Source organism: Alsobacter soli, assembly GCF_003004785.1.
GTDB lineage: Bacteria > Pseudomonadota > Alphaproteobacteria > Rhizobiales > Beijerinckiaceae > Alsobacter > Alsobacter soli.
Genome location: NZ_PVZS01000004.1, coordinates 110,748 through 136,788 on the forward strand (window position 1 = coordinate 110,748; position 26,041 = coordinate 136,788).

At 68.1% G+C, this 26,041-nt stretch carries 18 protein-coding genes and 1 pseudogene; 12 read left to right on the forward strand and 7 right to left on the reverse strand.

What is annotated here, in order from left to right:
* Positions 1-11: 11 nt before the first annotated feature.
* From SLNSH_RS04795 to otsA, 4 genes and pseudogenes are all read right to left on the reverse strand, one after another.
* Positions 12-1,958, reverse strand: a pseudogene (locus SLNSH_RS04795) (alpha-1,4-glucan--maltose-1-phosphate maltosyltransferase); the annotation flags it as partial.
* 68 nt (positions 1,959-2,026) lie between these two features.
* Positions 2,027-6,880, reverse strand: a complete 4,854-nt coding sequence (gene treY / locus SLNSH_RS04800) for a malto-oligosyltrehalose synthase (protein WP_245422052.1) — start codon at positions 6,878-6,880, stop codon at positions 2,027-2,029.
* Positions 6,877-9,018: a glycogen debranching protein GlgX gene (glgX, locus tag SLNSH_RS04805; protein WP_106335535.1), complete on the reverse strand. Its 2,142-nt coding sequence runs from the start codon at positions 9,016-9,018 to the stop codon at positions 6,877-6,879. The genes treY and glgX overlap by 4 nt, the downstream gene beginning before the upstream one ends.
* A 52-nt stretch (positions 9,019-9,070) precedes the next feature.
* Positions 9,071-10,645 (reverse strand): alpha,alpha-trehalose-phosphate synthase (UDP-forming), encoded by a 1,575-nt coding sequence (gene otsA, locus SLNSH_RS04810; RefSeq protein WP_245422054.1) that lies wholly within the window; start codon positions 10,643-10,645, stop codon positions 9,071-9,073.
* 138 nt (positions 10,646-10,783) lie between these two features.
* Here otsA and SLNSH_RS04815 point away from each other — a divergent pair, with 138 nt between their 5' ends.
* The 4 genes from SLNSH_RS04815 to SLNSH_RS04830 all read left to right on the forward strand — a co-directional run bounded on the left by SLNSH_RS04815 (position 10,784) and on the right by SLNSH_RS04830 (position 13,752).
* On the forward strand, positions 10,784-11,704 hold the full coding sequence (locus SLNSH_RS04815) for an NAD(P)/FAD-dependent oxidoreductase (RefSeq protein ID WP_210202482.1): 921 nt from the start codon (positions 10,784-10,786) through the stop codon (positions 11,702-11,704).
* Positions 11,705-11,764: 60 nt separating this feature from the next.
* Positions 11,765-12,091, forward strand: a complete 327-nt coding sequence (locus SLNSH_RS04820) for a hypothetical protein (protein ID WP_106335537.1) — start codon at positions 11,765-11,767, stop codon at positions 12,089-12,091.
* Positions 12,092-12,153: 62 nt separating this feature from the next.
* Complete coding sequence (locus SLNSH_RS04825) at positions 12,154-12,702, forward strand: NADPH-dependent FMN reductase (protein ID WP_106335538.1); 549 nt, start codon at positions 12,154-12,156, stop codon at positions 12,700-12,702.
* A 6-nt stretch (positions 12,703-12,708) separates the two neighbouring features.
* Positions 12,709-13,752, forward strand: a complete 1,044-nt coding sequence (locus tag SLNSH_RS04830) for a lytic transglycosylase domain-containing protein (RefSeq protein WP_106335539.1) — start codon at positions 12,709-12,711, stop codon at positions 13,750-13,752.
* 101 nt (positions 13,753-13,853) lie between these two features.
* Here SLNSH_RS04830 and SLNSH_RS04835 read toward each other — a convergent pair whose 3' ends face one another.
* Complete coding sequence (locus SLNSH_RS04835) at positions 13,854-15,056, reverse strand: pyridoxal phosphate-dependent aminotransferase (protein ID WP_106335540.1); 1,203 nt, start codon at positions 15,054-15,056, stop codon at positions 13,854-13,856.
* 141 nt (positions 15,057-15,197) lie between these two features.
* Between SLNSH_RS04835 and SLNSH_RS04840 the strand changes: the two genes are divergently transcribed.
* The 7 genes from SLNSH_RS04840 (at position 15,198) to SLNSH_RS04870 (ending at position 22,293) form a co-directional block, all read left to right on the forward strand.
* Positions 15,198-16,178 (forward strand): Bug family tripartite tricarboxylate transporter substrate binding protein, encoded by a 981-nt coding sequence (locus SLNSH_RS04840; protein WP_106335541.1) that lies wholly within the window; start codon positions 15,198-15,200, stop codon positions 16,176-16,178.
* A gap of 251 nt (positions 16,179-16,429) precedes the next feature.
* On the forward strand, positions 16,430-17,611 hold the full coding sequence (locus SLNSH_RS04845; protein ID WP_196240212.1) for an ABC transporter substrate-binding protein: 1,182 nt from the start codon (positions 16,430-16,432) through the stop codon (positions 17,609-17,611).
* A 154-nt stretch (positions 17,612-17,765) separates the two neighbouring features.
* Positions 17,766-18,626: a branched-chain amino acid ABC transporter permease gene (locus SLNSH_RS04850; protein WP_106335542.1), complete on the forward strand. Its 861-nt coding sequence runs from the start codon at positions 17,766-17,768 to the stop codon at positions 18,624-18,626.
* A gap of 11 nt (positions 18,627-18,637) precedes the next feature.
* Complete coding sequence (locus tag SLNSH_RS04855) at positions 18,638-19,648, forward strand: branched-chain amino acid ABC transporter permease (protein WP_425352979.1); 1,011 nt, start codon at positions 18,638-18,640, stop codon at positions 19,646-19,648.
* Complete coding sequence (locus tag SLNSH_RS04860) at positions 19,645-20,397, forward strand: ABC transporter ATP-binding protein (RefSeq protein ID WP_106335544.1); 753 nt, start codon at positions 19,645-19,647, stop codon at positions 20,395-20,397. Before SLNSH_RS04855 ends, SLNSH_RS04860 begins: the two co-directional genes overlap by 4 nt.
* A complete protein-coding gene (locus SLNSH_RS04865; protein ID WP_106335545.1) occupies positions 20,390-21,118 on the forward strand; it encodes an ABC transporter ATP-binding protein in 729 nt (242 codons plus the stop codon). The genes SLNSH_RS04860 and SLNSH_RS04865 overlap by 8 nt, the downstream gene beginning before the upstream one ends.
* A 56-nt stretch (positions 21,119-21,174) precedes the next feature.
* Positions 21,175-22,293: a 5-methyltetrahydropteroyltriglutamate--homocysteine S-methyltransferase gene (locus SLNSH_RS04870; RefSeq protein ID WP_106335546.1), complete on the forward strand. Its 1,119-nt coding sequence runs from the start codon at positions 21,175-21,177 to the stop codon at positions 22,291-22,293.
* 136 nt (positions 22,294-22,429) lie between these two features.
* On the opposite strand, the gene SLNSH_RS04875 is transcribed toward SLNSH_RS04870, so the two are convergent.
* Both SLNSH_RS04875 and SLNSH_RS04880 read right to left on the reverse strand, forming a co-directional pair.
* Positions 22,430-22,918 (reverse strand): chemotaxis protein CheW, encoded by a 489-nt coding sequence (locus SLNSH_RS04875; RefSeq protein ID WP_106335547.1) that lies wholly within the window; start codon positions 22,916-22,918, stop codon positions 22,430-22,432.
* 344 nt (positions 22,919-23,262) lie between these two features.
* Positions 23,263-24,786: a helicase HerA domain-containing protein gene (locus tag SLNSH_RS04880; RefSeq protein WP_106335548.1), complete on the reverse strand. Its 1,524-nt coding sequence runs from the start codon at positions 24,784-24,786 to the stop codon at positions 23,263-23,265.
* Positions 24,787-25,094: 308 nt separating this feature from the next.
* On the opposite strand from SLNSH_RS04880, the gene SLNSH_RS04885 reads away from it, so the two are divergent.
* Complete coding sequence (locus tag SLNSH_RS04885; protein ID WP_106335549.1) at positions 25,095-26,033, forward strand: hypothetical protein; 939 nt, start codon at positions 25,095-25,097, stop codon at positions 26,031-26,033.
* The last annotated feature ends 8 nt before the right edge of the window (positions 26,034-26,041 follow it).

Consider the following 26,041-nt stretch of genomic DNA (forward strand, 5'->3'; position numbering starts at 1 on the left):
CCCGCCCCCTCTCAGCCCTGCTTCCTCAACCGCCAGATCGCGACCGAGCGGTCGTTCGGATCCAGCGCGATCTGGTGCGTCTTGCCGTGCAGCGTGAAGCGATAGCCGAGCAGCAGGTCCTCGACGTCCAGCGCGCCATGGTCCGGCAGGCCGAACTCCCACAAGGGGATCTCGTAGGCGCAATCCTGCCGATGGTGCGGGTCGAGATTGACCAGGCAGAACACGCACTCGGACCGGTCCGGAGCCCACTTTGCGTAGGCCAGGACGTTGTCGTTCCAGGCGTTGAGGAAGGTGACGTTACGGAAGTCCTGCAGCGCGGCGTACTCGCGCCTGATCCGGTTCAGCGCGCGGATGTGATCCTTGATGTGCCAGGGCTGGTCGAGGTCCCAGGCCTTGATCTCGTATTTCTCGCTGTCGAGGTACTCTTCCTTGCCGGGGATTGGGGCCGCATCGCAGACCTCGAAGCCGTTGTACATGCCCCAGACGCTCGACAGCGTGGCGGCGAGAGTCGCGCGCACGATGAACCCAGGCCGGCCGCTGGTCTGCAGGTAATAGGGGTTGATGTCCGGCGTGTTCACGAAAAAGTTCGGGCGGTAGTACTCACCCATCTCGCCCGCGAGCTCGAGCGCGTAGTCCTGGATCTCCGTCTTGTCGTTGCGCCACGTGAAGTATGTATAGGACTGCTGGAAGCCGATTTTCGCCAGCTTCTTCATCATCTTCGGCCGAGTGAAGGCCTCCGCCAGGAAGAGCACGTCCGGGTGTCGCTCGTTGATGTCGCGGATCATCCACTCCCAGAAGGGGATCGGCTTCGTGTGCGGATTGTCCACGCGGAAGATCTTCACGCCGTGCTCGACCCAGAACAGGAAGGCGTCACGCAGGGCGTACCAGAGGTCCGGAAAGGACTCGCCGTAGAAATGGACGTTGACGATGTCCTCGTACTTCTTGGGCGGGTTCTCGGCGAAGCGGATGGTGCCGTCGGGGCGCCACTCGAACCACTCGGGATGCTCCTTGATCCAGGGGTGGTCGGGAGAGCACTGCACGGCGAAGTCGAGGGCGATCTCCAGCCCATGCCCGCGGGCGGCCGCGACCAGTCGGTCAAAGTCATCCAGCGTGCCGAGCTCCGGATGGATGGCGGTGTGCCCGCCCTCGTCCGCGCCGATGGCGTAAACGCTGCCGGGGTCGTTGGGGCCGGCTTTCAGGGCGTTGTTGCGGCCCTTGCGGTTCGTGCGGCCGATCGGGTGGATCGGCGTGAAGTACAGGACGTCGAACCCGAGGTCGCGCACATATGGCAGCTTGCGGATCACGTCGTCGAAGGTCCCGTGCCTGACCGGATCGTCGGACTGGGATCGTGGAAACAGTTCGTACCAGGCCGAGAAGCGCGCCGCTGTTCGATCGGCGACCACGGTCAGGGTCCGCGGGTACCGGGACAGGTTGGCCCGCTCACCCAGGCGCTGCATCAGGTCCTCGGTCTCGTCCGCGAGCAGGACGTCGAGGCGGGACGGATCGCGATAGGGCAGTTGGTCGAGGCGGAAGAGGATCCGCGCCTTCACCTCGGCGTCCGGCCCGTCGGCTTCGAGCGAGCGCAGCATGGACTCGCCCTCGGACAACTCCAGCCCGATGTCCTGGCCGGCGTCGCGCTTCTTGGTGACGTCGCGGGACCACGACGCGTAGGGATCGCGCCAGCCCTCGATCGTGTAGAGCCAGCGCGTGTTGCGATCGAGAATGAAGGATCCGGCCCAGCGGTCGTTCTCGACGAAGGCCATCGGCGCCCGCCGCCAGCGGGCCTCGTCCGCCGGTCGGTAGAGCACCTCAGCCCTGACGACCTCGTGTCCGTCCGTGAAAATGTCCGCTTCGACGGTGAACAGGTCGCCGACGACACGCTTGGCCGGGGCGGCGCCGGCGTCGATCTCGGGCGCGACGCCCTCGATGATCACCCTCCCCTCGCCACGCGGGGGCGAGCCCGCTTCGGCGCGCGGGGAACGGACGGCGCGGGGGGCAGAGGATCGCGTCTGGCTGCGGGGCGGCGTCATGGGGAAGCTCTCAGCAGTGCAATGGGGAAGCGGGAGAAGAGTTCCGCGACGGGAATCGGCTTGCCCGAGGTCTGGAGAGGCTCGCCGGAGATCACGTCGCGCCATTTGGCCTCGGGCAGGACCAGGCTCGTGCCCGCCCAGGCGGCCCGGCGAGGCGTCAGTTCGCCAGGTCCGAGAAGGAGACCGGTGAGGCGCTGCACCGCCAGAACCAGCCGTTCGCCATCATTGGCGCGCCCGAAGGCGAGAACGTGATCGGCCTGGGGCCCCTCGGCAGTGATGGCTTCGTAGTCGCCCGAGGCATAGAGATCCGGGGCGGCGGCGCGGTCGGCCAGCAGGGCGCGAATGAGGGCCTGCTTCACCCGGCCATCGGGCCAGTCTTCCAGCAAATCGCGGAGGGGCTCTGGCCGAGCGAGCGCCTTGGCGCGGGCGCGGTAGTCCACCGGGCGGCGATTGTCCGGATCCACAAGCGACAGGTCCCAGAAGTCCGTTCCCTGGTAGAAATCGGGAACGCCCGGAACGCAGCATTTGAGAGCGGTGCGGGCCAGGCTGATCAAGGCTCCGCGTCGGGCGAGCCGCTGTGCGAGCGGACGCAGGGCCGCCAGCGCAGGGCTCTTCGGCGCCACGACAGAGCCGAGCCAGGCCTTGGCCTTGGCTTCGTACTCAAGGTCGGGGTCGATCCAGCTCGAGCGACGCTTGGACTCCCGCAGCGCCTTCTCGGCGTATCGCTCCAGTCGTTCCCGGAAGCTCGTGAGCTGCTTGCGGTCGTCCTGCTCCAGCAACTCCACCGGCCAGGCGCCCAGGATCGACTGGAGCAGCATCCACCTGTCGTTGGCGTCCGGCGCGCCGCCGCCCATCAGATCGGATGTGAGGCGCTCGGTCTCGGCGAACGCGTCGGCCCACGCCTGGTGCTCCTCGGCCAGGGCCAGCAGGCGGGAACGGGCGTCCTCGCCCCGCTTGGTGTCGTGAGTGGCCGTGCCCGTCATGGCGTGCGGCCAGTCTCGGGCGCGCTCGCCCATTGCGGCGTGGAACTTCTCGAGACCCACCCCGAAACTGGCGGGGTCTCCGCCGACCTCGTTGAGCGCGAGCAGCCGGACATGGCGGTAGAACAGGGTGTCTTCGAGGCCCTTGGCCATCACGGGCCCGGTGAGTTGCTGGAAACGCCGGCGCGCGCGAGCGGCGAGCTCCGGAGAACGACGCGCGACAGGCCCATCATCGAGCAGCACGGCTCTGATGAACGCGCAGGCTTCGCCGCCGGCCGACCCCAGGCGGGCGCCCGTTTCCTCGAGCACCTGATCCAGAAGAGCGACGTCCTCCGGGTTCCAGCCATCCTGGCCGGGCGGCGCCACCGCATCCGAGAGGTAGGTCCGGTAGACCGGAAAGGCGGCCACCATGGCGCTGACCGCGGGCCGCAGGCGCGCAGGAACCAGGTCGCGGGTGTCTCGTCCGCAGCGGGCGACGGCGGCAAGGTCCGACACGATGGCTTCGCGCTCGCTCGCGAAGCTCGTCTCCAGCAGCTCCAGCTTCGCCGAGTAGAGCTGCTCGCCCGGTGGGCGTGGGTCGGCCCGGACCTGCGCATAGAGCGAGTCCAGGGAGGCCTCCGCGGCGGGGTCCAGGAATACGCCATCGAGCAGGCCCATCACGTCGTAGCCTGTCGTTCCAGAGAGCGGCCATGGCCGAAGCTCTTCGCCCGGCTCCAGGATCTTCTCAGCCACGATGTAGACGCCCGGCCCGACTGCGCGGCGCAATCGCCCCAGATAAGCCTCCGGGTCGGACAAACCATCGATGTGATCGATCCGCAGGCCCTGGATGCGGCCCTCGCGCACGAAACGGAGAAGCAGGGCGTGCGCCCGGTCGAAAACCGCCGGGATCTCGACCCGAAGCCCCGCCAAGGCATTCACGTCGAAGAACCGGCGGTAATTGAGGTCGCTGGCGGCGAGCCGCCACTCGGCCAGGCGCCAGTTCTGTTCCTCCAGGAGCCGGTGCAGCGCCTCGTAAGAGGCAGGCTCCCCCGGCGAGCCGTTGAAGGCGGCCAAGGCCTGGTCGACGGCCCTGCGCATGGGGCGCGACCCCTCCGCCCTGGATACGAAGCCACCGGCCAGCAAGGCCGCGCGTTCGTAGACCTGCTCCCCTTCGCGCGCCTCGCGACTCAGAGTGCGGAGGCCATCCAGGACGCCCAGAAGAGCTGCACGCTCGGCCGACCCCGCCTTCAACGAGCTTGCGCCAGCCTCCAGAACCACCGGCCAGGTGAGCGGAGAGATCGGCAGGAACTCGTCGTAGTAGGCCACGCCGAAGCCGCCCCGAGCGGCGTCCCAGACGAGCGCGAGCTCGCCCGATTCCAGCGCGGCCCCGTACCCTTGGCCAAGCAAGGGCAACAGGACCTTGCCGTCCGCCCCGGGCCGATCCCAGTCGACGTCGAAGGCCTGCGCGCCGGGGGACATTCGGCCCCAGGCCAGCATGGAACGCCAGAGCGGGTTGTCCTTTCCGATCCCCATGTGGTTCGGAACGATGTCGACAACGAGGCCCAGGCCGCTCCGCCGCAGCGCGTCCGAGAAGCGCAGGAAGGCCGCCTCGCCGCCCAACTCGGGGTTGATCTGGCCGTGGTCGACGATGTCGTAGCCGTGGGTCGAGCCGGGACGCGCGTTCTGGATCGGCGAGGCGTAGACGTGGCTGACGCCGAGTTGGACCAGGTCGGGCAAGACCTTGAGCGCGTCGTCGAACGTGAAGCCGGCGTGGAACTGGAAGCGGTAGGTCGCCCGGGGAATGGCCTGCGCGGCGCCGAGCCCCTGGCCTCTTCCTTCCTGAGCCATGGCGCGCCCGAGTTCGGCCAAGGCGCCGTCCTCCGCGACGAGCTCGCCCACGGTGAGCGTGGAACGCCGGCGCCAGTTGGGATGTCCGCCAACCAGTCCAGGCATGTTGGCCTGGTTCATCTCCAGGGCGACGTCCTCGACCTGCAGGGCAGCCAAGGCCGAGGGGGTCCGGGCAAGAAAGCGGCAGGCCGCGCCCAGGGGCGGCCGAGCGGGCGGTCCGCCTTCCGGGAGCAGGCCTTCCCGGGCCAGCGCCTCGGAAAACCGCTTGCGTTCCTGAAGCCGCTCCTGGCGGTCGTTCTCGGCCCGGGCGGCGTCATAGATGCCGAAGGTTTCGCGCAGGTCGACGTCGAGGCCGCGCCACCATCCCGCGAAGGTCGGCAGATCGTGAGTGGACAGCGCCGCCATCGCGGGCTGCGGATAGGCCTGCGGCGGCTTGAACCCCGTCTCGTCCTCCTCGAAGAAGAAGACCCGATAGCTGAGCACGCCGGATGCCATGATCGCTTCGGAAAATCCCTCGGGGGCGGTGCCCAGATCCTCGGCGATGACGAGGCACTGCGCCCTGTGGCTCTCGATGCGCAGCGCCGCCAACAGCGCCTCGAAGGGATACTCCAGGTACGCGCCTTCCGCGGCTGTCCCGCCCGGCGGAATCAGAAACAGCCGGGCGAGCTGGAAGGCGTGGTCGATGCGGATGGCGCCCGCATGGCGCGCATTGGCGGCCACGAGCGAGCGGAAGCCGGCGAGGCCCTGCTCGGCCAGGGTGACCGGATTGAAGGCCGGCAGTCCCCAGTTCTGGCCCTGGGGACCCAGCAGGTCCGGCGGGGCTCCCACCGCGTATGCGGGGATGTAGCGGTCCGGCGCGGACCAGACCTCCGAGCCGAAGCGGTCCGGACCCACCGCCAAGTCGCGGTAGAGCCCCAGCGCCATGCCTGCGTCTCGGGCGGCGGCCGCCGCGTCGCCCAGCTGTCGATCGGCCAGCCATTGCAGCCAGGCGTGAAAGGCCACCCGGCCTTCGTTCTCGGCTCGGAAGGCTCGAACCGCCTCGGATCGGCAATCGTGCAGTTCTCCGGGCCATTCGCCTGACCAGAGCAGGCCGTGGGCCTTGAAGTGCTCAGAAAGCGCCTCGAAGGTGGCGTGGGCCTCAAGAAGATGCCCGCCGTCCTGGCGGAAGCGAGCGAACTCGCGGTCCTTGAGCCAACCTTCGCCACCGTTCCAGAGGGCGTCGAGGGCGACGCGGCGTTCGGCCCAGGCCTGCTCGTAGTCGACGAGCCCCTTGAGAGGAGACGCGCCTGCTTTCGGGGCCGCGACGCGCCCCGGCTTCTTAGGCGGCGATACGTCTTCCGGGTTGATGTAGAGCGTCTCCAGGAACAGCCGGGAGGACGGGGAATAAGGGGAAATCTTGGAGCGGTCTGACGCGAACAAGGCATGCACGGGGCTGAGGCCCAAAAACGACGCCCCGCGCTTGGCCGCGCCGGCGGCCAGCTCCCCAGCCGCGGTGTAATCCCCAACGCCCGCGTCCCGGCCCGATCGCAGCCCATAGAGCTGGGCGGTGACGCCCCACCAGCGCTCCCCTTTTCTCAAGGGCTCCGGCGCCCAGCAACGCTCAGGGGCGGCGACCACCGTGGACGAGATGTGCAGTCCGCCCGTTCCGCGAACTTCCAGCCGGTGATAGCCGGCTGGCAGGGCGGGCATGAGCGCATCGCCCAGCTTGCCTTCACGGGCCGAGCCGTCCTCCAGGGCGAGCGTCCAGGTGGCCCCGGGCAGTTCGCCTCGCGCATGAAGGCGCCAAGCGCGACCCGCGGGCGCGACCACTAGCGGAGGGATGGGTCCCCTACGCAAGGCGCGCGCGTGCGCCAGGCTTTCCCGGGCCTGATCCGGCGAGGCTGTCGGAAGACCCAGGGCCTCGAGTAAGCCACGACGCGTCGCCTCCGGGACATCAGCGGGATTGCCGTAGGCGTCCGCGTAGGATTCCGCGATGCCGACCAGGCGCGCGAGTTCGGCGATATCTGCGTCGTGGCCCTTGGGGGCGCGGGCTTGTCCGCTCACTGGACCTCCTCGGGGATGACGGCCCCTGGGCCCTGCTGCGCATCCGGGCTCGGGGAATGCAGGAAAATCGCGAAGGAGCGGGCCTCCAGCTCGTAAACGCCACCCGGCTCCAGGATGGGGGCGGCTCCACGGACGACGCCGTCCGGGAGCTCCGTGCCGAAAACCTTGACCCACCGCCCGCCGCGCAGGTGCGGCGTCAGGCGGAACCGCACGTCTTCTTCGCCGGCGTTAAACAACAGCAGCAAACGCTCCGACGGATGGGAGTTTCCCATCTGGACGCCCAGCGCCTTGCGCGCCGGGTCGGCCCAATCGGCGCGGGTCATCTCCCGACCTTCGGGGGTGAGCCAGTGCACGTCGCGGAGCCCCGTCTCGCGGTTCATGGCGCCGCTCGGAAAGGCGTCCGGCCGCAGGGCGCGATGGCGGCGACGGAAACCGGCGAGCGCCTGCACGAAGGCGGGCAGGTCAGGGTCCGCCGTCCAGCCGGCCTGCCAGTCGAACCAGCTGGTCTCGTTGTCCTGGCAATAGGGGTTGTTGTTCCCGCCCTGGGTGCGGGAGAGCTCGTCGCCCATCAGCAGCATGGGCGTGCCGATCGACATCATCACGGTGGCGAGCAGGTTGCGCTTCTGCCGCGCCCTCAAGGCCAGGACCTCCGGATCCTCCGTCGGCCCCTCCACGCCGCAGTTCCAGGACAGGTTGTGCGGGTGGCCGTCCTGGCCGTTCTCGCCGTTGGCCTGGTTGTGGCGCTCGTTGTAGCTGACGAGGTCCTCCAGCGTGAAACCGTCGTGCGAGCAGACGAAGTGGATGGAGGTCCAGGGCTGCCGGCCCTCGTGCTCGAAGATCTCACGGGAGCCCATGATGACGCGGGCCAGCTCGGGCAGGCGGCCCTCGTCGCCGCGCCAGTAGGAACGGATCACGTCGCGGAAGCGGTCGTTCCACTCGGACCAGCCCGGCGGGAACCCGCCGAGGCGGTAGCCGGCGTCGCCCAGGTCCCAGGGTTCCGCGATCAGCTTGACGCGGCTCAGGACAGGGTCCTGGTTCACGGCCCGGAGGAAGCCAGCCCGCTCCCAGAAATCGAAGCTGTCGCGCGCCAGCGTGGTGGCGAGATCGAAGCGGAAGCCATCGATGCGGTAGGCCTGCACCCAGTGGCGCAGACTGTCCATCACCATCTGCATCACGCGCGGATGGCCGAGGTCGAGCGTGTTTCCCGTACCGGTCGCGTCCCAGTAGAACCGCGGGTTGTCGGGGACGAGCTTGTAGTAGCTCGCGTTGTCGATGCCGCGCCACGACAGGGTGGGCCCGAACTGGTTGCCCTCGGCCGTGTGGTTGTAGACGACGTCCAGGATGACCTCGATGCCGGCCGCATGGAGCGTGGCGATCGCAGCCTTGAGGCCGTGGACGCCGTCCTCGCTCAGGTAGCGCGGGTCCGGCGCGAAATAGCCCAGCGTCGAATAACCCCAGTAATTCTTCAGCCCCTTCTCGACCAGGAAGCGGTCGTCCGAGTAGGCGTGGATCGGCAAAAGCTCGACCGCGGTGACGCCGAGCTTTAGCAGGTGCTCGACGATCGCGGGATGCGCGAGGGCGTCGTAGGTGCCCCGCATCGCCATGGGGATGTCGGGATGGAGCTGGCTCAGGCCCTTGACGTGGGCCTCGTAGATGAAGCTGTCCCGCATCGGACGGCGGGGCGGGCGATCGTCGCCCCAGGTGTAGGCCGGGTCCTCCACCACGCATTTCGGCATCATGGGAGCGCTGTCGCGCCGGTCCATGGTGAGGTCGCCGCGGTGGGCGCCCATGCGGTAGCCGAACAGGGCGTCGTGCCAGCGAATGCGCCCGGACAGGAGACGCGCGTAAGGGTCGAGCAAGAGCTTGTTGGGGTTGAACCTGTGACCGGCGGCCGGCTCATAGCGGCCGTGGACGCGGTAGCCGTAAAGCTGGCCCGGCCGAAGGCCCGCGACGTAGGCATGAAAGACCTGGTCGGTGCGCGCCGGCATGCGGATGCGGCGGGTCTCGCGCCGGCCGGTGGAGTCGAACAGGCACAGATCGACAGCCGAGGCATGGGCGGAGAACAGGGCGAAGTTCACCCCCCGCCCATCCCATGCGGCTCCGAGGGGCCAAGGCCGCCCCTCCTCGATCCGGATCATTCAAAATGCCCCGACTTGCGCTTCGTCGCAGCAGGAACGAACGAGGGCGGGATCAGTTGCGCCGGTATCCCGTCCAGGAGCCGCCGAAATGCGCGGCAGTGCGCCCGATGGCGGGCTCGAGCGCACCGTCGTCCTGCCGCTCGGCCGCATCGGACGAGAGGCAGGCCCGCTCCTGCGCGAGCACGGACAGAAACGATGCGCACCAGTGGTCGACCGTATTGGCGCGCAGCTTGTCCATCATGGCGCGCCAGCGCTCTTTGCGCTCTTCCAGCGACATTTCCAGCGCGCGCACGATGGCGTTCGCGGTCGCTTCTGTGTCGTAGGGGTTGACCAGCAAGGCGGAGTCCAGCTCTGCGGCGGCGCCCGCGAAGCGGGAGAGGACCAGCACGCCCGGATCCGTGCCGCGCTGGGAGGCGACGTATTCCTTCGCGACCAGGTTCATGCCGTCGCGCAGCGGGGTGACCATGCCGACGCGGGCCGTGCGGTAAAGCCCGGCCAGCGAAGTGCGGCTGACGGCCTTGTTGATGTAACGGACAGGAGTCCAGTCGACGTCGCCAAACTTGCCGTTGGTCCAGCCGGCCTGCTCGGCCACCTCATGCTGCATGCGGATATATTCGGGCACCTCCGATCGCGACTTGGGCGTGATCTGGAGGAAGGTCACGCGGTTCCGCATCTGCGGGAAGCGTTCGAGCATGCAGGAGAAGGCGGCGATCCGCTGCCGGATGCCCTTGGAGTAGTCCAGTCGGTCCACGCCGATGATGAGGTGCCGGTCCTCCATGCTGGCGCGCATGCGGCGAACGAGCGAATTCGACTTCGCCTCCCGGGCTTCCTGCCGGAACAGGTCCGTCTCGATCCCGATCGGGAAAGCGCCAACCCTGAATGTGCGACCGTCCGCCTCCCAGCAGCCGCCCCCGACTTCCCGCGCCATGTTCTCCTGTTCGAGGCAGCGGGTGAAATTCTCCAAGTCGCGCCGGGTCTGGAACCCGATGACGTCATAGCGAGTCATCCCGCTCAACACCGTCTGGTAGGCCGGAAGGGCGCTGGAGACGTCATAAGGGGCCCAGGGGATGTGGAGAAAGAAGCCGATGCGGTTCTCAAACCCCATCTGGCGCAGATAGGCCGCAAGCGGAATAAAATGGTAGTCGTGGACCCAGATCACGTCGTCCGGCTTCAGCAGCGTCGCGAGGCGGCGCGCAAAGAACTCGTTGACCCGGAAATATCCAGCGGTGTCGTTGGCCGAGATCTCGGTGAGATCCAGGCGGTAATGGCACACGGGCCAGAGCGCGCGGTTGGCGAAGCCGGCGTAATACTCGTCGATGTCGCGTTGCGAGAGGTCGGTGACCGCGTAGCTCACGTGGCCGAAATCGTGGACCTCCAGCGGCGTCTCCTCTTCGGAGACCTTCCCTGACCAGCCGAACCAGAATCCGCCCCGTTGCTGGAGGGCCGCGTTGAGGGCCACGGCCAGGCCGCCAGCAGCCGGCGAACCGGACGCGCTCGGGACAGGCACGCGGTTCGACACCACCACCAGGCGCCCCTCCCCTCCGGATTTCGGTTTGGGAAACAGCGGCTCGGGGGAGGTCAATGGTTCAAAACGCACCATGGGGCGGCCGGAATCTGCGGAGGTCATGCTTGCGTAACGCGGGAGCACAAGGTTCGTTGCAGAACAGCGCGACATGAGCTTGGCGGGATCTCGCGAACTCCCCAGCGAGGGAACCTGCAGGCCGGCGCGCCCGTTCGGCGCCAGATGTTCTCCAGGGCGCCCTCCATGCCAGACAGCTACGACGTTCTCATCGTGGGCGCGGGACCCGCAGGCCTCAACGCCGCGCTCGTGCTCGGGCGATGCCGCCGCACGGTGCTGGTTTGCGACTCCGGGGAGCCTCGAAACCAGGCCTCGGCGCGGGTCAGCGGCTTTCTTTCGCGGGACGGTTGCCGGCCGGCGGACCTTCGCGAGGTCGGCCTCAGGCAGTTGGATCCTTATGAATCCGTTCAGTTGCGCGACGTCGCCGTCGAGGACGTCGCGGGGCAGGACGGATGCTTCGAAGCCGTGCTGCAGGACGGGATGCGCGTTCGTGCGAAGAAGATCCTGCTCGCCACGGGCCTGCAGGACACATTCCCGGATCTGGACGGGGCCGAGCGGCTCTTCGGCAAGGGCGTCTGGACCTGCCCGTATTGCGACGGCTGGGAGTTGCGGGAGCAACCGCTCGCCGTCTACGGCTCCGGAGAAGGCATCGTGGGCTTCGCGCTGGAGCTGCGCCTATGGACCTCGGACCTGGTCCTGCTCACGGACGGCCCTCCTGGATTCGGCGAGGCCGACCGGATGCTCCTCGACAGGGCGGGCGTGCGCGTGCGGGAAGAGCCCATCGAGAAGCTGGAAGGCGACGAGCGCCTTGAGCGTGTCCGCTTTCGCACCGGGGACACGCTCGAACGCACCGCGCTGTTCTTCCTGGCGCAGGCGCATCAGCGATCGGGCCTCGTCGAGAAGCTGGGCTGCGAGTTGACCAGGCGCGGCACCGCCGAGACATCGAGCTACGAGCGCTCCAATGTGCCGGGGGTATACGTCGCGGGCGACGCGTCCCGGCGCGTGCAGTTCGCGATCGTCGCCGCGGCGGAAGGCGCGATGGCGGCCTTCGCGATCAACACCGAATTGCTGCACGAGGAAAGAGCAGCGTTGGCCCGCGCGGGCTAAGGCGGAACCCAGCCTGCCGCGAGCCGTTGCCCTTGCTCTGTTCTGTCGAGGATCACCGCCATGGCCGCCGCCACCGATACGCCCCGGCCCGAAGCGCCCACCACGTCCCAGGTTCGCCACGCCATCGACAGCGGGCAAACGGCCGACAAGGTCGCCTTCCCCGATCCGGCCGCCGCCCCTTTGGGGTCCGACGACGAAGCTGCCGGCGCGCCGCCCACTGCTCCCGAGCGCGCGATGGCGCATCGCGAGGAGACCAAGATCCGCTGGAGCCTCTGGAACAAGCACGACCAGGAGCATCGGCGCGAGGGATGGGTCACGCCCGTTTTCCTGGCCATTCTGGCGCTCATGGCGCTGGTCGTGGTGATCGGGGCCTATAGCTTCGCCTGACCCGCGCTTGCCGGCGCGGCCGGGTCGCGACATCCTTCAGCGAGGTCCAGCGGGAGTCCGGCATGACGCTTACGGTGCTTGGAATTTCGGGCAGCCTGCGCAAGGGCTCGTTCAACAGCGCGGCGCTCCGCGCAGCGGTGGAGCTTGCTCCCGAAGGGCTTGCCGTCGAGCCGTTGGGGATCGGAGATATCCCGCTCTACAACGAGGATGTCCGGAGCCAAGGGCTTCCGGCCCCCGTCCAATCCCTGCGCGACGCTCTCAAGAGAGCGGACGGCGTCCTGATCGTCACGCCGGAATACAATTACTCGGTTCCTGGCGTCCTGAAGAACGCCATCGACTGGGCCTCCCGCCCGCCCGAGCAACCCTTTGACCGGAAGCCATTGGCGATCATGAGCGCCAGTACCGGGCAGCTGGGCGGCGCGCGGGCGCAGTATCACCTTCGCCAGGTCTTCGTCGCCCTCAACGCGCGGGTGCTTAACCGCCCGGAGATCATGATCGCCCAGGCGGCTGGCAAGTTCGACGAGAGCGGCCGGCTTGCGGACGAGCCCACGCGCGAGTTCATCCGCAAGCTGCTGGGCGCGCTGAAATCCGTGATCGAGGAGCGCCGCTGAGGCTGCATGATCGTGCGCAGGGGGCTTGCCGTAATCCTGGCCGGGACCGTGCTGGTTGGCGCGGGCGCGGTTGCGTGGGCGGAGCCAGGTCAATCCGGCCCCGCCGCAGCGCCGACAGAGCGGCAGGAAGCCGCGGCGGAAGCTCGCGAGGGTTCAGGCGAGAACGGCTCGGCGGACAAGAGCAGGGCCCCCAAGGGCGACGCGCCGGCGCCGGCCGCGGACGCCATCTGCCTGCTGATCGAGGCCGCCGCCGGATCCCACGGTCTGCCCGTGCCCTTCTTCACGCGCCTCATCGGCCAGGAAAGCAGCTTCCGCCCCGAGGTCGAAGGGCCTGTGACGCGCAATGGCGACCGCGCGCAGGGCATCGCGCAGTTCATGCCCAAAACGGCGGCCGAGCGCGGCCTGCTGGATCCGTTCGACCCCGTGCAGGCATTGCCTCGCTCAGCCGATTACCTCCGGGAGCTGCGCGACAAGTTCGGCAACTGGGGACTGGCGGCCGCAGCCTACAACGCTGGACCGAACCGCGTTCAGGCCTGGCTCGACGGCCAGGGCGGGTTGCCGTTCGAGACCCGCAACTATGTGGAGGCCATCACCGGGCGCAGCGCCGAGGACTGGGCCGCGGCGCGCAAGGGCGACGCGCAGACACCCGAAGCGGCCCCATCTGGTCCCGCCACCTGCGAGTCGGTGCGGGCCATGCTGCGGACGCGGCGCAACAGCTATGTGGCGGCCTTGCAGAGGCGCGTGATCGAAGGCGCCGCCCGGCCCTGGGGCGTGCAGCTCGGCGGCGGCTTCTCGCGAGGGCTGGCTCTCGCGATGTTCAGCCGGGCCGAACGCCAGTTCGGCTCCATTCTGAAGGGCAAAGACACCCTGATCCTGCGGCAGATGTTCCGCAGCCGCGGGACGCGGGCGTTCTACCAGGTGCGGGTCGGCGAGAACACGCGTGAGGCGGCCGACGCCTTGTGCTCGCGGCTGAGAAGCGCGGGCGGCGCCTGCATGGTGATGCGGAACGGCTTGCTCCCGCGGCGAAGCAAGGCCGCCTCGGCGGGGTGAGACGCCAGGACGGACGCGCTCCTCCTGGCGAGGGCAGCGAAGCGCTCCAGGTCACCTCTGGCCGCCTCGCCGCTTTCTTCTCGCTGCGACAGTGATGCGCCTCAGCGCAGCTCGGCGCAGAAGCGCTGGATCTTGCTGCAGGCCTGCTCGAGCAGCTGGTTCGAGGTGGCGTAGCTGATGCGGAAGTTCGGGCCGAGGCCGAAGGCCGAGCCGTGCACTGCCGCGACGCCCTCGGCCTCGAGCAGCTCGGAGACGAAGTCCTCATCCGTCTTGATGACCTTGCCGGACGGCGTGGTCTTGCCGATGGCCTCGGCGCAGGACGGATAGACGTAGAAGGCGCCTTCCGGGGTCGGGCACTTCAGGTACTTCGTCTGGTTCAGCATGGAGACCACGAGGTCACGGCGCTCCTCGAAGGCCTTGCGGCTCTTCGGGATGAAGTCCTGCGGGCCGTTGAGGGCCTCGACCGCCGCCCACTGGGCGATGGAGCAGGCGCCCGAGGTCTGCTGCCCCTGGACCATGTCCATCGCCTTCATCAGCTCCAGAGGGCCGGCGGCGTAGCCGATGCGCCAGCCGGTCATGGCGTAGGCCTTCGACACGCCGTTCATGGTCAGCGTGCGGTCGATCAGGTTCGGCTCGATCTGGGCCGGGGTGGTGAAGACGAAGTCGCCGAACACGAGATGCTCGTACATGTCGTCGGTCAGCACCCAGACGTGCTTGTGCTTCACGAGCACGTCCGTGATCGCCTTCAGCTCGTCACGGGTGTAGGCCGCGCCTGACGGGTTGGAGGGCGAGTTCAGGATGACCCACTTGGTGCGCGGCGTGATGGCGCGCTCCAGGTCCTCGGCCTTGAGCTTGAAGTCGTTCTCGATCGGGCAATCGACGAACACGGGCTTGCCGCCCACCAGCAGCACCATGTCCGGGTAGCTCACCCAGTACGGGGCCGGGATGATCACCTCATCGCCCGGGTTCAGGGTGCACACGAAGGCATTGTAGAGCACCTGCTTGCCGCCGGTGCACACGATCGTCTGGTTCACCTTGTAGTCGAGGCCGTTCTCGCGCTTGAACTTGGCGACGATGGCCTCGCGCAGCGGCTGAATGCCGGAAACGGGCGTGTACTTCGTCTCGCCGCGGCGAATGGCGTCGATGGCGGCTTGCTTGATGTTGTCCGGCGTGTCGAAATCCGGCTCACCGACCGAGAGGCTGATGATCTCGCGGCCCTGCGCTTTCAGGTCCCGCGCCTTCTGCGTCACGGCGATCGTGGCGGAGGGCTTTACGCGGGAAAGAGCGTCGGCGAGAAAGGCCATGGTCAGGCTCCGAGGAGGTTTTGCTGTCAGCGCTGGCGCAGCCGCCGGCCGGCGGGCGTCTCAGGCGCGCGGACCCTAGTTCGAGCATGCCATCACGGCAAGCCAAAAGCCGTGATCAATGAGGTCACAGGGAGGAATGAGATGGGTTTCACACGTCGCGCCGCGCTCGCCGCGGCCGTCCTGGGCGCCTGCGCGGCGCCGCTCGGCGGCCTTATGGCGCAGAGCTTCCCGAGCCGGACGATCACCCTGGTGGTCCCCTATCCGGCTGGCGGCCCGGTCGACGTGGTGGCCCGGCTCATCGCCCAGGAGGCCGGGCCAGAGCTGGGACAGTCCATCATCGTGGAGAACCGGGCCGGCGCCAGCGGCATCGTGGGCTCCCAGGCCGTGGCCCGGGCCGAGCCGGACGGTCACACGCTGGTGCTGGGCACGAACCAGACGCACGCCACCAACCAGAGCCTCCTCAAGAGCACGAACTACGACGCCGCAAAGGATTTCACGCCCGTGGCGGGCGTCGCCGACATCCAGCACGTGCTGGTGGCGCGCAAGGACCTGCCGGCGAATTCTGCGGCTGATCTCGTGAAGCTCGCCAAGGAGAAGCCCGGGGCCCTCACCTATGGGTCGACCGGCAACGGCTCGGCTTCGCACTTGGCGGCGGAACTGTTCAAGACGCGGGCCGGGGTGGATCTGCTCCATGTGCCGTTCAAGGGCGCCGCGCCGATGACGACGGAGTTGCTCGCGGGGCGCATCGACGTGGCCTTCGCCACGCTGCCGAGCGTGATTTCGCAGATCGAGGCCGGCGAACTGAAGCCCCTGGCGGTGGCGAGCGCGACGCGCGCGGCCAAGCTGCCGAACACGCCAACCCTGGCGGACCAGGGCGTGACGCGCGTCGAGGCCGACGCCTGGTTCGCCCTGTTCGCGCCGGCGAAGACGCCGGAGGCGGTCGTCGACAAGATCTACAGGGCGGTTGCGGCCGGGCTCGCCAAGCCGCCCGCCCAGCAGGCCATGGCGCAGCAGGGCCTCACCATATCCATGAAGACGCCGGCGCAGCTCGGCGCCATGATCCCGGGCGAGATCGCCAAATGGGCCGATGTCATTCGGATTTCGGGCGCGCGGGTCGACTGATCGCCGGTCGTTACGTGCATCAATGAGGGCGTTGTTGCATGCTGCTCACGAATGGATCGGAAACTCCCATTTGAGTTTCCGGCCGGCGCGCGCCTGATATCCTCAGCAACACCGGCCCCAACCGGGCATTCCGGTTGTTGCGCGGAGAGTTTCGGCTGTTCTTGACGAGGTTCCGTCAGCAACTCTACACTGTTCGCAATACGAATGTCTGTTCGCATAACGAACACGCAAGCTTGGGGAGGAAGCAGGGAATGCCGAGGACTCTGACGCGCAGGACCTTCATGGCCGCCGCGGTCGCCATGGGCGCTTTCGCCACGCCGGCTTTCGCGCAGGAGGTCGTGAAGATCGGCCTCATCCAGCCCATGACGGGCCCGAGCGCGTCAACCGGCAAGCAGGCGGAGGCTGGCGCCAAGCTTTGGATGCAGCTGCACGGCGATACCGTCGCGGGCAAGAAGATCCAGCTCATCGTCAAGGACGACACCGGCGCCCCGGACGTGACCAAGCGCATCGCCCAGGAGCTCGTCGTCAACGACAAGGTGAACGTGCTGATGGGCTTCGGTTTGACGCCGCTGGCGCTTGCCGTCGCCCCCATCGCCACCCAGGCGAAGATCCCGGAGATTGTGACGTCCGCGGCCACCGCCATCATCACCGAGCAGTCGCCGTTCATCGTCCGAACCAGCTTCACCCTGCCCCAGGCCACCGTGCCGATGGCGCAGTGGGCGGCCAAGAACGGCATCAAGAAGGTGGTGACGCTGGTTTCGGACTATGGCCCCGGCATCGACGCCGAGAAGGCGTTCAAGGAGGCCTTCTCGGCCAATGGCGGGGAAGTCGTGTCCGAGTTGCGCGTTCCGCTCCGCAACCCGGACTTCGCGCCCTTCCTCCAGCGCGTCAAGGACGCGGGCCCCGACGCCGTTTTCGTATTCGTGCCGTCGGGCTTCGGCTCCGCCTTCATGAAGCAGTTCGCCGAACGCGGCCTGACCCAGGCCGGCATCAAGTTGATCGCCACCGGCGACGTGACCGACGACGACCTGCTGAACGAGATGGGCGACGCGGCGCTCGGGGTGGTGAACACGCACCACTACTCCGCCTCGCACAATTCCCCCGAAAACAAGGAATTCGTCGAAGCCTTCAAGAAGGCCAACAACTTCCGGCCAAATTTCATGGCGGTCGGCGCCTATGACGGCATGCAGCTCGTCTACAAGGCCCTGGACAAGACCAAGGGCAATGCGGACGGCCAGGCGCTCATCGACGCCATGAAGGGCCTGAGCTGGACCAGCCCGCGGGGCCCGGTGCAGATCGACCCCGAGACCCGGGACATCATCCAGAACATCTATGTCCGCAAGGTCGAGAAGGTGAATGGCGAGCTCTACAACCAGGAATTCGCCACCATCGAGATGGTCAAGGATCCGGTGAAGGCGGCCAAGAAGAAGTAAGATCCGCGCGTCGCACCCTATCGGCGGAGACCGCCGGGGGAATTCAACTGGACGAGGGGCCGCGCACGTCCCCTCGTCCGGCGCTGCGCGCCATCTTCCTTGCGTAGCGCGAAGACGGCGCCACGTCCGCCCCGCACAACAGAGCAGCCCCGCGATGGTCACCATCCTCTTCGACGGAATCGCCTACGGGATGCTGCTCTTCATCCTGGCCTGCGGGCTGTCCGTCACGCTCGGCCTCATGAACTTCGTGAACCTCGCCCATGGCGCCTTCGCGCTCGCGGGAGGGTACATCACGGCCAACCTGATGAACCGGCTCGGCGTCAGCTTCTTCCTGTGCCTGCCGATCGCGTTTCTGTTCTCGGCCGCCATCGGCGTGTTGCTCGAGCGAACGCTCTACCATCGGCTCTATGACCGCAGTCACCTGGACCAGGTGCTGTTCACGATCGGCATCGTGTTCATGACAGTCTCGGCCGTGGACTACGTGATGGGTTCCGGGGCCCAGATGATCAACATCCCGGACGCGCTGCGGGGACGGGTGGAGTTCCTGGGCGGCAGCATCGGGGTCTACCGCCTGTTCATCATCATCATCTGTGGGCTGCTGACGATCCTGCTGCAACTGGGCCTCGTGCGGACCCGCTTCGGCAGCCGGCTTCGCGCGGCCGTCGACGACCCGCGCGTGGCGCGCGGCCTCGGCATCAACGTGAACCTCGTGTTCGCGGTCACCTTCGCGATCGGCTCGGGGCTGGCGGGCCTTGGCGGCGCGCTGGGGGCGGAGGTGCTCGGCATGGACCCGACCTTCCCGGTCAAGTTCATGATCTACTTCCTGATCGTGGTGACCGTGGGCGGTGCGTCCAGCGTCACCGGAGCGTTCTTCGCGTCCCTGATCCTCGGCATCGCGGACGTCGCCGGAAAATACTACGTGCCCAAGGCCGGCGCCTTCATCATCTACGCCATCATGGTCCTGGTGCTGATCTGGCGACCCCAGGGGCTCTTCGCCCGGAGCGCCACCCGATGACGGAAGCGACCATGGCGGTCACGACCGCGCAGGCGCCAGCCGCGCCCGCGGCCCGCCGGTTGCTGATCGCCTCGGCGCGCTGGCGCTGGTGGGAGTTCGCGGTGTGGATCGCGGCCTTCGCCGCCATCGTGCTGCTGCCCCGACAACTCCTGCTGCTGAATGAGATCGCCATCCTGGCTCTGTTCGCGCTCTCGCTCGACCTGATCCTTGGCTACGCCGGGATCGTCTCGCTGGGGCACGCCGCGTTCTTCGGGCTCGGCGCCTATGCGGCTGGCCTGATCGCCAAGTTCGGCTACGGTGACCCGCTGCTGGGCCTCCTGGGGGCCGCCGGCTGCGCCGCCGTGCTCGGCTTCGCGACATCGTTCCTGCTGCTGCGCGGCTCGGACCTGACGCGGCTGATGGTGACGCTGGGCATCGCGCTGATGCTGCAGGAACTCGCCAACCGCGAGTCCTGGCTCACGGGCGGAGCGGACGGGTTGCAGGGTGTGACCATGGCTCCGGTCCTCGGCCGCTTCGATTTCGACATCTTCGGCCGCACGGCCTACGTGTACAGCCTCTGCGTCCTGCTCGTCCTGTTCCTCCTCGCCCGGCGGGTGGTGCATTCGCCCTTCGGCCTGTCGCTGCGGGCGGTGAAGCTGAATCCGCTGCGCGCCCGGGCGGTCGGCATTTCGGTGAACGTCCGTCTGGTGGCGATCTACACGATGTCGGCGGCCTATGCGGGGGTCGCGGGCGCGCTCTCGGCCCAGACCACGCAATATGTGTCGCTCGACGTCTTCGATTTCATCCGGTCGGCGGACGTGATGCTCGTCCTCGTGCTGGGCGGGGTCGGATATCTCTACGGCGGCATCCTGGGCGCGCTGATCTTCAAAGCCATGCAGGACTACCTGTCCTCCGTGACCGCCCAGTACTGGCAGTTCTGGATCGGGCTGGTGCTGGTGATCCTGGTCCTGGTCGGCCGTGACCGCATCGGCGCGCTTTTCAGCCGGATCACCGTCCCGTTCAGCCGCGGCGCCCGCTCATGACCACCGCGCTCGAGACCCGCAACCTGGTGAAGCGGTTCGGCGGCCTCGTCGCCACCAACGATGTGACCATCAGCTTCCAGCAAGGCATGCGCTACGCCCTGATCGGACCTAACGGAGCCGGCAAGACCACGCTGGTGAACCTCCTGACCGGCGTCCTGCGTCCGACAAGCGGCTCGGTGATGCTTGAAGGCCAGGACATCACCGGCATGTCGCCGTTCCAGCGCGTGCGCAGCGGGCTTGCCCGCACCTTCCAGATCAACCAGCTCTTTCCGGAGATGACGCCGCTGGAGACTGTGGGGCTCGCGGTATCAGAGCGTCAGGGACACGGGCGCGAGTGGTGGCGCCTGGCCGGCTCCAAGAGCGAGGTCATCGACGAGGCCGCCGCCATCCTGGAGCGGTTCGGGCTCACGGACGCAATGGGAGTTCCGACGAAGGTGCTGCCCTACGGCAAGCAGCGCTTGCTGGAGATCGCGGTCGCCATTGCGTGCAGACCGCGCGTGCTGCTGCTCGACGAACCCGCCGCGGGCGTGCCCGAGGAGGAGCGGCACGAGATCCTCGACATTGTGAGTGGGCTCCCGAACGATGTGACGGTCCTGCTGATCGAACACGACATGGACCTTGTCTTCAGCTTCGCGCAGCGCATCGCCGTGCTGGTGAACGGGGGCCTGTTCATGGAGGGAGCGGCCAAGGATGTCGCTGCCGACCCGCGCGTGCGCGAGGTCTACCTCGGCGAGGGTGGCCATGGCTGAGTTGCTCGAGCTGAACGGAGTTTCCGCCGGCTATGGCGAAGCCGCCGTGCTGAACGGGGTCAGCCTGTCCCTGGAGGACGGGCGGTCGCTCGCCTTGCTGGGCCGCAACGGGGCGGGCAAGACGACGCTGATCAACACCATCGTGGGCGTCACGACCCACAGGGGCGGATCGATCCGGCTCGCCGGCCGCGACATCACGCGTCTGCGGCCGGAGCAGCGCGCCGCCGCCGGCGTGGGATGGGTCCCGCAGGAGCGCAACATCTTCAAGTCGCTCACGGTGGAGGAAAACATGACCGCCGTGGCCCGGCCGGGACCATGGACGGTCGCACGAGTCTACGAGATGTTTCCGCGCCTTCGCGAGCGGCGGAAGAACATGGGGAACCAGCTCTCTGGCGGCGAGCAGCAGATGCTGGCGGTCGGCCGGGCGCTGGTTCTGAACCCCAGGCTGATGCTGCTCGACGAACCCACCGAAGGGCTCGCCCCCATCATCGTCGACGAACTCCTGGCCGCTCTCCGCCGGATCATCCGGGCGGAGGGGCTGTCGGCCATCATCGTGGAGCAGAACGCCCAGAAGATCCTGGGAGTCACGGACGACGCCATGATCCTCGACCGGGGGATGATCGTACACGCCAGCGCCAGCGCCGAGCTGGCGCAGGACCGCGAGGCGCTGGAGACGCATCTCGGCGTCGCGGGCCGGGGCGGCCAACGCGGAGCCGCTTGACCGCCCGACGGCGGCCACGGACAACTCGAAAAAACCATGCGCCAGGGAGACGCCCCATGACCGCCCGTTCCGTCCCGCCGTTTCGCGCCGACATGGTCGGCAGCCTGCTGCGTCCCGCCGCCCTGAAGGAGGCGCGCGCCAAACGGGCCGCCGGGGAAATCTCGGCCGAGGAACTGACCGCGGTCGAGGACCGCGAGATCGCGGCCGTGGTGGCCAAGCAGGAGGCGATCGGGCTGAAGGCCGTCACGGACGGCGAGTTCCGCCGCTCCTGGTGGCACTACGATTTCCTCTGGAACCTCGACGGCGTGACCCGGGTGGAGGTGGAGCAGGGCATCCAGTTCGCCGGCGTGCAGACCAAGAACGAGGCGCCGCGCGTCACGGGCAAGATCGGCTTCTCGGGCCACCCCTTCCTGCGTCATTTCCGCTACCTCAAGGAGGTCTCCGAAAAGAGCGGCAAGGGCTCGGTCCCGAAGCTCACGATCCCTTCGCCCAGCATGCTGCACTACCGGGCCGGCCGGAAGCTCATCAACATGGGCCTGTACCCGGACATGGAAGACTTCTACGCCGACCTGGGGAACGCCTATGGCGGCGCGGTGCAGGCGTTCGCGGGCGAGGGTTGCCGCTACCTGCAGCTCGACGACGTGAGCTTCGCCTACCTGTGCGATCCCGAGCAGCGAAAGATGCTGGCGGACCGCGGAGATGATCCGGAGAAGCAGCCGCACATCTACGCCGGGATGATCAACACGGCGATCAAGGGGCGGCCCAGCGACATGGTGATCTCCATGCACCTGTGCCGCGGCAATTTCCGCTCCACCTTCGTGGCGAGCGGCGGATACGAGCCCATCGCCGATCTGCTGTTCAACGAGGTGAACGTCGACGCCTACTTCATGGAGTGGGACACGGACCGGGCCGGCGGCTTCGAGCCCCTGCGCTTCCTCCCAAAGAACAAGACGGTAGTCCTGGGGCTGGTCACGTCCAAGACGGGCGTCCTCGAGAAGAAGGACGACATCAAGCGGCGCATCGAGGAGGCTTCCAGATACGCGCCCCTCGAGCAGCTTTGCCTCTCGCCCCAGTGCGGCTTCGCATCCACGGAGGAGGGCAATACGCTCGCGGAGGAAGAGCAGTGGGCCAAGCTGCAGATGATCGTCGAGATCAGCCGCGAGGTATGGGGATAAGCCACCTTCCCGCGGTCGGCCGGCTGGACCCGACCATGGCGGCGGGTCTGCTCAAGCCTCGCGCCTAGATCGATCAAAGCGCCAGGAACGAAAAAGGGGCCGCCGGCCCCTTTGTCGTCATCGCAAGCTGCGCCGATCAGTTCACCCAGCCGGCGCTCTCTCGCACCACCGAGGGCAGGTCCAGCAGGGCCACGACTTCGTCGCCCTTGACCACAAGGGCCTGGAGGATGTCGTCGCCCTCGCCGGCGATCTCGGGGGCGGGGCGGAGGGAAGAGACCTGGATATCGACGATGTCGGACACCGCGTCGACCAGGAGGCCGGCGAGGCGCTCGCCCAGGTCCACGACGATCACCACGCTGGAGCGGGAGATCGCGCTGGCGCCCAGGCCCAGCCGGCGGCGGAGGTCGTAGACGGCGATGATCGCGCCGCGCAGATTGATGACGCCAAGCACGTGCGAGGCGGCGTTCGGCAGCGGCGTGGTGGGCTGCCAGCCCTTGATTTCACGGACGGACGCGACATCGACGCCGAAGCTGCGGCCATCCACCTTGAAGGTGACGATCCGCTGCATCGCCTCGGACGAGGCGGCGGCGCCGTAGTCGGACAGAGTGTCGTAGGCGAGGCTCACGAGGCGGCTCCTCAGGCATGCGCTGAATGTTGCGGCCGGCACGACTCAAGGGCTGCGATCCCGGCCTTCCGCTAAGCCTTAGCCCCAAATCGTGAACGGTCCTTAAACTCGCGCCTAAAGTGCGAAGTCATCTCTCGACCGATCGCAAGTGGTCGCATTCGTGCGTCGCCAAGACGCGGGGGCGGTCTCGCCGGGAACATGGGTCCCGCGACCGCGTTCGTGCCCCAATGGTTAACAAAGGGACTTCGCGATGAATTCCGGTTGGTTGCTTTTGACCGCGCTCATGGCCGGGCTGGGCTGGCTCGGCAAGATCGCCTTTCTGGCCTCGTGACGAAGCGGCCGCCCTACCCGCTCGCGAACAGGTCCGGCGCAGGGGCGGCCCGACGCGCGGGCGCTGGCTCCGCCTTGCCGGACGCCTCCGCCGCGGCTGTCTCGCAGCCGAGGTCAGGCAGCGCCACGATGCGGGCGCCGCGTAGGTCCGTGCGGCACACGACGATGCCGCGGCTTTCCATGTAGGAGATGATCCGGCGCGCCCGGGCCGGCGAGCGGCTTCCGAAGGCTCGCGCGATGGCGTCGTCCGACGGGCAGGGCTCCTTCTGCAGCGCGGCGCGCGCGATAAGGAGGAACACGGCCTGGATGTCCTCCTCCAGCTCCGCCGCGAAGGACACCGCCTTCTCCCAGGCCTCGTCCGACTGGCCCGGCTGGGCCCCGGCGCGGGCCACCGCGAGCCGGCGGCGGAAGACGGGCAGGCTCATCGGCTCGCCGGTGACGCGCCGGATGCGGCAGCGGACCAGGAAGTCCTGGTAAAGCACGGCGATGGAGGCGAAGGCTGCGTCTGGATCCTCCAGGATCTCGCGCAGGATCTCGTCCATGGCGGCCGCGCGCTCCTCGGGCGACATCTCCGGGACGGGCTCCGGAGAGGGCTCCGCCGGGCGGGCGCGCGCCAGCTGCGCCATGATGTCGGCCGTGGTCGGCGGCGGGGCGACCCGCGGGCGGGGCGCGCGAACGAATTCAGGTTCGGGCGCCTCGAAGATCAGTTCGCGGATGTCCTCGGCCGGCGCATCCGGCAGCGGCAGGAGCTTCGGGCTCGAGCTGCGGGTCGAGGTCTCGACCGAGCCGATACGAAGCGGCAGGGGGCGGCGCGACAGGGCCGGGCCCAGCGCGACGAAGTGGCCGCGCTGGAGGTCGCGGAACATCTCCGCCTGGCGGCGCTCCATGCCGAGCAGGTCGGCGGCGCGGGCCATGTCGATGTCCAGGAAGGTGCGGCCCATCAGGAAGTTGGAGGCCTCGGCAGCCACGTTCTTGGCGAGCTTCGCGAGGCGCTGGGTGGCGATCACCCCGGCGAGACCGCGCTTGCGGCCGCGGCACATGAGGTTGGTCATCGCCCCCAGCGAAAGCTTGCGGGCTTCGTCCGACACCTCTCCGGCCGCCATGGGGGCGAAGAGCTGGGCCTCGTCCACCACCACCAGCATGGGGTACCAGAAGTCGCGATCCGCATCGAACAGCCCGCCCAGGAAGGCGGCGGCGCAGCGCATCTGACCCTCGATGTCGAGGCCCTCGAGATTCAGCACCACGGAGGCGCGGTGCTGGCGCACGCGGGCGGCGATGCGCTGCAGGTCGTTCTCGCTCTGGGCGGCGTCGACGACGAGGTGCCCGTACTTGTCCGCGAGCGTCACGAAGTCGCCCTCGGGGTCGATGATGGCCTGCTGAACCCAGCTGGCGCTCTGCTCAAGGAGGCGACGCAACAGGTGCGACTTGCCGGACCCCGAGTTGCCCTGCACGAGCAGGCGGGTCGCGAGCAGTTCCTCGAGGTCGAGAAGGGCGGGCGTCCCCTCGGACGTCAGGCCCATGTCGATCCCGGCTTTCATGCACACCTCTTCACGCGGACGCCCGAGTCGCGGCGGACATCTCTGCTACCACGGCGCGCCGGGCAGGATAGAGGCGCCTAAGCCACGCTCCACAGGCGGAGACGGCCCCCTTTGTCGCAGCAGCACGCCCTCCCACCCGATCCATGACCTCACGGTGCGACGGCCTGTACGCTGGGCTGATCCGACGCTATGCAGCTTGGGGTTGGTCCGCCCTCGCGCCCGGCGCTGAGGGAGGTGCAGTGAGGGAGCTCGGTTCATTGCACGCAAGTCCGGAAGCGGCCTGGCCGCGATTCCTGAGGTTCTGGGCATTGTCGGCCGCCGCAGCCGCCGCAACCACGTACGCCCTTCTCCTGGCCGTCGATCCATATGACACGGGGCGCGTACCCGGGCTCGGGCTCGGGCGCACGCGCGAGCAGGCGCCGCGCACGGCGCACGCCAGCCGCGCGCGCGACCCGCAGTTCGACGCGGCCATCGTCGGCAACTCTCATGTCCAGCTGTACAGCCCCGAGCGGCTCAACGCGCTGACCGGATTCCGCTTCGTCTCCCTGGCGACGCCGGCGACCGGCGTCCGCGAGCACAAGGCGCTGCTGGGGTATTTCCTGAAGCACCGCACGGCGGCGCCGAAGGCGATGGTCATCGGCGTCGACGAATTCGATTGTCAGAGCGGGCCAGGGGCGGAGCAGCGATTGCAGTCCAACCCGTTCCCATTCTGGCTCTATGCTCCCGACTTCCTGACCTACGCGCGCGGCGTTTTCCGCACCAAGGCGGTTGAGGACACGTTGGCCACCATCGTCGGCGCGAAGAGGCCGCTGACGCTCGCCAGCCGCGACGGCTATTGGGACTACGAGGGCCAGAAGCTCTATGGCGAGCGAAATCGCGCCAGGGTGAACCCCAACTCGAAAGTGCCCCTCGCTACTCACGCGGGCCCCTTTCCGGGCCTCGCGATCCTCGCGGAGATGCTGGACGAGATCCCGTCCACCACACGGGTCGCCCTTGTGATCACGCCTGTCCTGGCGACCTTGCGGCCTTCACCGGACTCACCGGAGGGCGAAGCGGAGGCCGCATGCAAGGCGGCGATCCGGTCGCTCGCCTCCGTCCGCCCCCACGTGGCGGTGCTCGATTTCCGGACGGACACGCCGCTGACCCGCGATCCAAGGGCGTTTTGGGACGAATCCCATATCACCCAGGGCCTGGCTCAAGCCCTGGAGCCGGATATCGCTCGGGCCGTCAGCCCGGCCGGGCCGTAAGGCCCAGG

Excerpts from the sequence above, each read along its gene's own strand:
- SLNSH_RS04850 (WP_106335542.1), top strand. The coding sequence starts at position 17,766 with ATGGTCACCATCCTCTTCGACGGAATCGCCTACGGGATGCTGCTCTTC.
- SLNSH_RS04820 (WP_106335537.1), top strand. The coding sequence starts at position 11,765 with ATGGCCGCCGCCACCGATACGCCCCGGCCCGAAGCGCCCACCACGTCC.
- SLNSH_RS04840 (WP_106335541.1), top strand. The coding sequence starts at position 15,198 with ATGGGTTTCACACGTCGCGCCGCGCTCGCCGCGGCCGTCCTGGGCGCC.
- SLNSH_RS04825 (WP_106335538.1), top strand. The coding sequence starts at position 12,154 with ATGACGCTTACGGTGCTTGGAATTTCGGGCAGCCTGCGCAAGGGCTCG.
- glgX (WP_106335535.1), bottom strand. The coding sequence starts at position 9,018 with ATGATCCGGATCGAGGAGGGGCGGCCTTGGCCCCTCGGAGCCGCATGG.
- SLNSH_RS04880 (WP_106335548.1), bottom strand. The coding sequence starts at position 24,786 with ATGAAAGCCGGGATCGACATGGGCCTGACGTCCGAGGGGACGCCCGCC.
- SLNSH_RS04815 (WP_210202482.1), top strand. The coding sequence starts at position 10,784 with ATGCCAGACAGCTACGACGTTCTCATCGTGGGCGCGGGACCCGCAGGC.
- SLNSH_RS04830 (WP_106335539.1), top strand. The coding sequence starts at position 12,709 with ATGATCGTGCGCAGGGGGCTTGCCGTAATCCTGGCCGGGACCGTGCTG.
- SLNSH_RS04865 (WP_106335545.1), top strand. The coding sequence starts at position 20,390 with ATGGCTGAGTTGCTCGAGCTGAACGGAGTTTCCGCCGGCTATGGCGAA.
- otsA (WP_245422054.1), bottom strand. The coding sequence starts at position 10,645 with ATGACCTCCGCAGATTCCGGCCGCCCCATGGTGCGTTTTGAACCATTG.
- SLNSH_RS04845 (WP_196240212.1), top strand. The coding sequence starts at position 16,430 with ATGCCGAGGACTCTGACGCGCAGGACCTTCATGGCCGCCGCGGTCGCC.
- SLNSH_RS04855 (WP_425352979.1), top strand. The coding sequence starts at position 18,638 with ATGGCGGTCACGACCGCGCAGGCGCCAGCCGCGCCCGCGGCCCGCCGG.
- SLNSH_RS04835 (WP_106335540.1), bottom strand. The coding sequence starts at position 15,056 with ATGGCCTTTCTCGCCGACGCTCTTTCCCGCGTAAAGCCCTCCGCCACG.
- SLNSH_RS04870 (WP_106335546.1), top strand. The coding sequence starts at position 21,175 with ATGACCGCCCGTTCCGTCCCGCCGTTTCGCGCCGACATGGTCGGCAGC.
- SLNSH_RS04860 (WP_106335544.1), top strand. The coding sequence starts at position 19,645 with ATGACCACCGCGCTCGAGACCCGCAACCTGGTGAAGCGGTTCGGCGGC.